Genomic DNA, 7,560 nt, shown 5'->3' on the forward strand with positions numbered 1-7,560 from the left:
CCCCCCTCCCCCTCTCTCGAAGGATCACTCAGCCCATGGCCACCACCCGTGAACTGTTCATCGGCGGCGAGGACGTACCCGCCGCCTCGGGCCGTACCACCGAGGACGTCAGCCCCTTCACCGGTGAGGTGTACGCGACCGTCGCCGCCGGCGGGCCCGAGGACATCACGCGGGCCGTGGACGCCGCGGACGCGGCCTTCCCCGCATGGGCCGCGCTCGCCCCGTTCGCCCGCCGGGCCATCTTCCTCAAGGCCGCCGACCTGCTCGACGCCAAGGGTGAACAGGCCGTCGAGCTGATGGCGCAGGAGGTCGGCGGCACGGCGCCGTGGGCGCACTTCAACGTCGCGCTCGCCGCCAATGTGCTGCGCGAGGCGGCCGCCGCGATCACCGCGCCGCGCGGCGAGGTCCTCAGTACGCAGGAGAGCGGCGCGCTGGGCATGGCGGTGCGCGAACCGCTGGGCGTCGTCGGGGCGTTCGCGCCGTGGAACGCGCCGCTGATCCTCGGGGTGCGCGCCGTCGCCGCGCCGCTCGCGGCGGGCAACACCGTCGTGGTCAAGCCGAGCGAGGACGCGCCGCTGGCCTGCGGGCTGTTCGTCGCCGACGTGCTGCGCGAGGCCGGGCTCCCGGACGGCGTACTGAACGTGGTCACCAACGCCCCCGAGGACGCCGCCGCCGTCGCCGAGACGCTGATCGCCGACGCACGCGTACGGGCCGTCAACTTCACCGGCTCGACGGGCGTGGGCCGGATCATCGGCACCCACGCGGCGCGGCACCTCAAGCCCGCGGTGCTGGAGCTGGGCGGCAAGAACGCGATCCTCGTGCTGGACGACGCGGACGTGGATTACGCGGTCGACGCGGTCACCTTTGGCGTGTTCATGAACGCGGGGCAGATCTGCATGTCCGGTGACCGGATCCTGGTGCACGAGAGCCTGGCGGAGGAGTTCACGCGGAAGTTCACGGCGAAGGTGGCGACGCTGCCGGCCGGTGATCCGCGCGAGCCGCAGACCGTCGTCGGTCCGCTGGTCAGCGCGGCCGCGGCGGAGCGCGTCGCGGCGCTGGTGAAGGACGCGGTGGACAAGGGCGCCACGGTGCTGACCGGGGGCGGGGCGCCGGAGGGCGCGGTGCACCCGGCGACCGTGCTGACCGGCGTCACCAAGGAGATGGAGCTGTACTACGGCGAGGCGTTCGGACCGGTCTGCGTCATCGAGACGTTCGCCGACGACGACGCGGCCATCGCCCTGGCCAACGACACGGAGAACGGCCTGACCTGCGGCATCCTCACCGAGAACGCCACGCACGGGCTGGCCGTCGCGCGCCGTATCCGTACCGGCATCGTGCACGTCAACGACCAGTCCGTCGGCGACGAGCCGCAGGCGCCGTTCGGCGGCGTCAAGGACTCCGGTTACGGGCGGTTCGGCGGCCGCTGGGGCATCGAGGCGTTCTCCAGCACCCGGTGGCTGACGGTCGCGACGCAGCAGGCGCACTATCCGTTCTGAGGCGCCCGCACAGCGGTATGACGTTCCGTCGCCCCTGGCACGCCCTTGCGGCGCGCCAGGGGTACGAGGGCGATGGCGGCGGCGCCGAGGAGGCCGGCCATGGCGAAGGCCGTGAAGCCCATGCTCTGGCTGCCGGTGGCGGCGAGGACGCCGATCAGCCAGGGGCCGAAGGCCGCGCCCATCCGGCCGACGCCGGTGACCAGGCCGAGCCCCGCGGCGCGTTCGCTGTCGCGGTAGACGGTGTCGGTGACGGCGTAGACCATGACCTGCGCGCTGAAGAGCCAGACGCCGGTGAGGGCGATGACGGCGTAGGTGAGGCCGAGCGGCATGTGCGACTTGAGGAGCAGCGCGCCGGCCGCGGTGAGGGCGAACCAGAGGGCGGAGATCTTCACGGAGCCGAAGCGGTCGGCGGCGCGGCCCGCGACGAACATGCCGACGATGCCGCCCGCGTTGATGACCATCAGGAAGGTCACCGAGGAACTGAGGCCGTAGCCGGAGGCGCGCATCATCTGCGGCAGCCAGGTGGACACGCCGTAGACCAGGACCAGGCCGCAGAAGGAGGCCAGCCAGAGCAGGAGGGTGGCCCAGCGGGACTCGGCGCTGAAGAGGGCGCGGACGGCGGCCAGGCGGCCCTTGGCGCCGGCGGCCGGGGCCTGGACGGGGGTGGGCCGGGGCAGGCCGTACCGGTCGGCGACGGCGTCGGCCCGCGTGCGGTCACCGCGCGCGAGGAGCACGCCGGGCGATTCGGGGAGCAGTTTCAGCAGCAGCGGTACGGCGACGAGGGCGGGCAGCACGCCTGCCCAGAACACGGCGCGCCAGCCCGCGGCGGGCGCCAGCCCGAGGCCGATGCCGGTGGCTGCCATGCCGCCCGCGTGGTACGAGGACATCAGCAGGCCGGTGGTGAGGGCCGCCCGGCCGGGCGGCGCGAATTCCAGCACCATGGCGAGGGCGAGCGGGGTGAGGCCGCCGAGGCCGATGCCCGCGACGAAGCGGCCTGCGCCGAAGGCGGCCGGGCCCGCGGCGAGAGCGCAGACCGCGGAGCCGAGGGAGAACAGCGTGACGCTGGCGACCAGCGTGGGGCGGCGGCCGAGCCAGTCGGTGATGTTGCCGGCGGCGAGCGCGCCGAAGAACATGCCGAAGGCGGTCCAGCTGCCGATCGAGCCGGCGCTCGCGGGGGTGAGACCGAGGCCGGGGTCGTCGAGCATGTGCGGCATGACGGCGCCGTAGATGTTGACGTCCATACCGTCGAAGAAGACGGCCAGCCAGCACAGGGCCAGGACCGGGAAGACCGTGCGGAAGGTGTGCGGCGGGCGGTCGGCGGTCGGGCTTGCCGGCCCGGTCGTGCCGGAGGAAGTCATGGGTGTCCCTGGGATCTGTCGGCTCGTGCAGGTGGCGTCTCACGGGAAGCTGTTCACCTGGCGACTGTTCGCCTGGTGAAGTCTCGTTCACCAACTGGTGGCATGAGTGTCAGCGCGCTTCCGGCGCCTGTCAATGGTCTTGCCAGGACCGTTCTGTCGTCCGGTCCGTCGTCGCGAGGAGCCCGGCGACCGTGTCGCGCAGCCACTCCACCGCCGGCGCGGGCAGCGTCCTGCGGTACGTGTACAGCGCGACCTCGGCGGTGGGGAGGTCGAAGGGCAGCGTGAAGGTGCGCACCGGGGCCGCGCGGGTGAAGGACCGTACGGCGCGGCCGGGCACGACCGCCAGGTATCCGGTGCGGGCGACCAGTTCGGGCAGCACGGCGAAGTGCGGTACGTGGGCGACGATGTCGCGGGGGTGGCCGAGCCGGCCGAGCACCTGGTCGGCGTCGAGGTGGCCGGCCGCGGCGGCCACGGCGATGTGCCGTTCGGCCAAGTACTCCCCCAGCCCCGGCCGGTCGCCGATACGCGGGTGGTCCTCGGCGCGGAGGCCGACGTAACGCTCCTGGAAGAGCGGGTCGCGGCGGATGTCGGGCGCGTCGATGCGGGGCGTGCAGATCACGGCGTCGGCCCGGCCCTGGCGCAGCTCCTCGGCGGCGCCGGCGGAGTCCAGCGGTGCGACCTCCATCCGGCAGTGCGGCGCGCGGGCCTCCAGCTCCGCCAGTACGGCCGGCAGCAGGATCATCTCGCCGAGGTCGGTGGCGCGGATCCGGAAGGTGCGCTGCGAGGTCAGCGGGTCGAAGGCGCCCGCGCCGGAGACGGTCTCCGTGATCACCTCCAGGGCCTGGCGCAGTCGCGGGTACATCCGCGCCGCGGTCTCCGTCGGGCGGAGCCCGTCGGCGGAGCGGACGAACAGCTCGTCGCCGAAGTGCCGGCGCAGCCGCCGCAGGGCGTGGCTGGCGGAGGGCTGGGTAATGAAGAGGGCCTCGGCGGTGCGGGTGACGCTCCGGGTCTCGTAGAGCAGCACGAAGGTCTTCACAAGGTTGAGATCCAGGTCGGTCACGGCGCGACCCTACATAGGCGACCTCTATGCAGCCATCGACAGCAGTCATTGGACCTATACCCGGGCCGCTCCTACCGTGAGGCGGGTCACCCGGCACAGGAATGGGGAGAACCGATGGCCACCGTGAGGGACGCGACGTACGAGCTGCTCCGGGCGCACGGCCTGACGACGGTCTTCGGCAATCCGGGCTCCAACGAGCTGCCGTTCCTCGCCGGGATGCCGGCGGATTTCCGTTACGTCCTCGGGCTGCACGAGGGGGCCGTGCTGGCGATGGCCGACGGGTACGCGCAGGCGCGCGGTGGCGCCGCGTTCGTCAATCTGCACGCGGCCGCCGGTACCGGCAATGCGATGGGCATGTTCGCCAACTCCGTGTACGCGCACAGCCCCCTGGTGATCACCGCCGGCCAGCAGGTGCGCTCGACGGTCGGCCAGGAGGTCATGCTGGCGAACGTGGACGCGTCGGCGCTGCCGAAGCCGCTGGTCAAGTGGGCCTGCGAGCCGGCCTGCGCGGCGGACGTGCCGCGCGCGCTCAGCCAGGCGGTCCACCTGGCGAACCTGCCGCCCAAGGGGCCGGTGTACGTGTCGGTGCCGTACGACGACTGGGCGCAGGAAGCGCCGGAGGGCGCCCGGCATCTGACGGTGCGTCGGACGGCGGCGGCCGGCGCGCTGAGCGGGGCGCAGCTCGACGACCTCGTCGCGGCCCTGGACGGGGCCGTGAATCCCGTACTGGTACTGGGCCCCGAGGTCGACGCCGAGGAGGCCAATGGCGACGCCGTGCGGCTGGCGGAGAAGCTGAGCGCGCCGGTGTGGATCGCGCCCTCGGCGTCCCGCTGCCCGTTCCCCACCCGGCACCCCGCCTTCCGCGGCGTGCTGCCCGCCGCCGTGCGGGGCGTGAGTGACGCACTGGCCGGGCACGACGTGATCCTGGTGGCCGGGGCGCCGGTGTTCCGGTACCACCAGTTCGTGCCCGGCGCGTATCTGCCCGAGGGCGCGCGGCTGATCCACCTCACCAGCGACCCGGGCGAGGCCGCGCGGGCGCCGATGGGCGAGGCGCTGGTCGGCGGGGTGCGGGACGCGCTGGCTCGGGTGGCGGACGCGGTGACCGGCGGGCGGCGCCCGGCGCTGCCGCCGCTGCCGGACTTCCGGCCCGCGCCCGCGGCCGCGTCCGGCGACCGGCTGCACCCGGAGGAGCTGTTCGCGCTGCTGCGCAGGACCGCTCCACAGGACGCGGTGTACGTGAAGGAGTCCACCTCGACGACCGGCGCGTTCTGGGCGCAGACGGACCTGTCGCTGCCGGGCAGTTACTTCTTCCCGGCCTCCGGCGGGCTGGGCTTCGGGCTGCCGGCCGCCGTCGGCGCGCAACTGGCGCACACCGAACGGCAGGTGATCGGGCTGATCGGCGACGGGTCGGCGAACTACGGCATCACGGCGCTGTGGACGGCCGCCCAGTACGGCATCCCGGTGATCATCGTGATCCTCAACAACGGTACGTACGGCGCGCTGCGCTGGTTCTCCAAGGTGCTGGACTCCGGGGAGACACCGGGCATGGACGTGCCCGGCATCGACTTCGTCCAACTCGCCGGGGGTTACGGGGTCGCGGCGAGCGCCGTGCGGACCGGCGAGGACTTCATGCGCGCCCTGAAGGACGCGCTCGGCAGCGGCCGGCCCGCCGTCATCGAGGTGGCGACCGAACTCACGGAGCCGTAGCCGCAGCCGTGACCGGTTCTCCCTTCTTCCGGGTCGCCAGCGCCTCCATGCGGGTGACCAGCGGCGGGAGGAAGGGCGAGCCCGCCGTCGCCGCGCCGGCCGCGCCCAGGGCGATGGTCCAGGCGACCGGGCCGAGCGGGGTGCAGCCGAAGAAGTGGCTGAGGCCCGGGGTCTGGACGACCGCCGCGAGGGCGGCCATCGAGCCGAGCGCGGAGGCCACGACCGTACGGTCCCGGCCGCCGATCAGCAGGGTCTGGCCGAGCTGGCTGGCGACCAGCGCGGCGAGCGCGACCGTACGGGCGCGGGCCGGGCGGCCGGTGAGGCGTGCCGCGAGCCAGCCGGCGGCGGCGCCCGCCGCCGTGGCGAGCGCCCGTTGCGCGGTCTCGTCGGTCAGCGCGGTGCCCAGCGACGCCTCAGGGCCCTCGCGGAGCAGCCGGTCGGCGGCATCGGGGTGCGGCCGGCGGACGGCGAGGGCGATGGCCGGGAGCAGGTCGGTGAAGAGGTTGACCAGCAGGAGTTGACGGGCCGTCAGGGGCGAGGTGCCGGAGACGGTGGCGCCGAGTACGGTGAAGGCGATCTCGCCGAGGTTGCCGCCGACCAGCATGGCGAGCGCCTCGCGCACCGAGGCCCACATGGCGCGGCCCTCGATGAGCACCGCGAGGATGGTCTCCAGCCGGTCGTCGGTGACCACCAGGTCGGCGGCCGCGCGCGCCGCTGGGGTGCCCCGGCCGCCGAGCGCGATGCCGACGTCGGCGATCCGGATGGCGGGCGCGTCGTTGGCGCCGTCGCCGGTCATGGCGACCGTACGGCCCAGCCGCTGGAACGCCTGGACGACGCGTACCTTGTGCACCGGCGTGGAGCGCGCGACGACGCCGACGTCGGGCAGCGCCTTGTCCAGCGCGTCGTCGTCCAGGGCGTCCAGCTCGGCGCCGGTGATGACGCGGCGGCCGTCGATGACGCCGAGTTCGATGGCGATGGACTCGGCGGTCTGCGGATGGTCGCCGGTGATCATGACGATGTGCACGCCCGCGTCGGCCAGTTCCCGCACGGACCCGGCGGCGGTGGAGCGTACCTGGTCGGCGAAGGCGAGGAAGCCGAGGAAGCCGAGCTTGCCGACGGTCTCGTCGGCGAGTGTGCCGTCGGCGGCCGGGTCCTTGCGCGTGCGGCGCTCGGCGACCGCGAGGACGCGGTGCCCCTCGGCGGCCAGCTTCTCGCCCTCGGCCAGGATCTCGTCGCGGTCGGCGCGGTCCAGCCGCCGCCCCTCCTGGGTGGTACAGCGCTGGATCACCTCCTCCGGCGCGCCCTTGACCGACAGCACCCACTCCTTGCCGCTGCGGCCGACCGCGGCGTGGAAGCCGCGGCTGGGCTCGAACGGCAGGTACGCGGTGCGCTTCCAGCCGGCGGCCGAGCGGGTGCGGTGCACGCCCGCCTCCTCGGCGCCGCTGACCACCGCGCTGTCGGTGACGTGCGCGAACGGCTGCTTGCGGCGCCGGCGGGGCGTGGCACGCAACCCGGCGGCCAGTACGTCCTCGTGCTCGGGCGCGAGGCGGTCCAGTGCCAGGTTGCGGCCGGCCGCCGAGACGGCGCTGAGCGAGATCTGCCCGTGTGTGAGGGTGCCGGTCTTGTCGAAACAGAGTACGTCCGTGCGGCCGACCGCTTCGATGGTGCGGGGGTCGCGGACGAGGACGCCCTGCGCCGACAGCCGCCGCGCGGCGGCGAGTTGGGCGGCCGAGACCAGGAAGGGCAGCCCTTCGGGGACGCTGGCCACCGCGAGGCCGACGCCCGCGCCGACGGTCTCCCGGGCTGGGCGGCCGCGCAGCAGGCCGACGGCCATCAGGGTGGCGGCGGCGCCGAGCGCCACCGGCATCGTGGTGCGGGTGATCTGCGCGAGGCGGCGCTCCACGCCGACCGGGGCCGCCGCGCCCCGCCCGGCCTGCGC

At 74.1% G+C, this 7,560-nt stretch carries 5 protein-coding genes; 2 read left to right on the top strand and 3 right to left on the bottom strand.

The window, feature by feature from the left end; translation table 11 throughout:
- The first annotated feature begins 35 nt into the window (after positions 1-35).
- On the top strand, positions 36-1,496 hold the full coding sequence (locus tag ABT381_RS04415) for an aldehyde dehydrogenase family protein (RefSeq protein ID WP_351587475.1): 1,461 nt from the start codon (positions 36-38) through the stop codon (positions 1,494-1,496).
- On the opposite strand, the gene ABT381_RS04420 is transcribed toward ABT381_RS04415, so the two are convergent.
- Both ABT381_RS04420 and ABT381_RS04425 read right to left on the bottom strand, forming a co-directional pair.
- Positions 1,484-2,854: an MFS transporter gene (locus ABT381_RS04420; RefSeq protein ID WP_351587477.1), complete on the bottom strand. Its 1,371-nt coding sequence runs from the start codon at positions 2,852-2,854 to the stop codon at positions 1,484-1,486. The genes ABT381_RS04415 and ABT381_RS04420 overlap by 13 nt on opposite strands.
- A gap of 130 nt (positions 2,855-2,984) precedes the next feature.
- Positions 2,985-3,914, bottom strand: coding sequence for a LysR family transcriptional regulator (locus ABT381_RS04425; RefSeq protein WP_351587480.1), 930 nt, complete (start codon positions 3,912-3,914; stop codon positions 2,985-2,987).
- Positions 3,915-4,028: 114 nt separating this feature from the next.
- Here ABT381_RS04425 and mdlC point away from each other — a divergent pair, with 114 nt between their 5' ends.
- Complete coding sequence (gene mdlC, locus ABT381_RS04430; protein WP_351587482.1) at positions 4,029-5,621, top strand: benzoylformate decarboxylase; 1,593 nt, start codon at positions 4,029-4,031, stop codon at positions 5,619-5,621.
- Here mdlC and ABT381_RS04435 read toward each other — a convergent pair.
- The coding region (locus ABT381_RS04435; protein WP_351587484.1) for an HAD-IC family P-type ATPase at positions 5,608-7,560 on the bottom strand (1,953 nt) is incomplete at its 5' end. The two genes, mdlC and ABT381_RS04435, sit on opposite strands and share 14 nt — an antisense overlap.

This window comes from Streptomyces sp. NPDC000151, assembly GCF_040301705.1.
Lineage (GTDB): Bacteria > Actinomycetota > Actinomycetes > Streptomycetales > Streptomycetaceae > Streptomyces.

Bases quoted from the DNA above. Each gene is read 5' to 3' on its own strand.
- ABT381_RS04415 (WP_351587475.1), top strand. From the start codon at position 36: ATGGCCACCACCCGTGAACTGTTCATCGGCGGCGAGGACGTACCCGCC.
- ABT381_RS04420 (WP_351587477.1), bottom strand. From the start codon at position 2,854: ATGACTTCCTCCGGCACGACCGGGCCGGCAAGCCCGACCGCCGACCGC.
- mdlC (WP_351587482.1), top strand. From the start codon at position 4,029: ATGGCCACCGTGAGGGACGCGACGTACGAGCTGCTCCGGGCGCACGGC.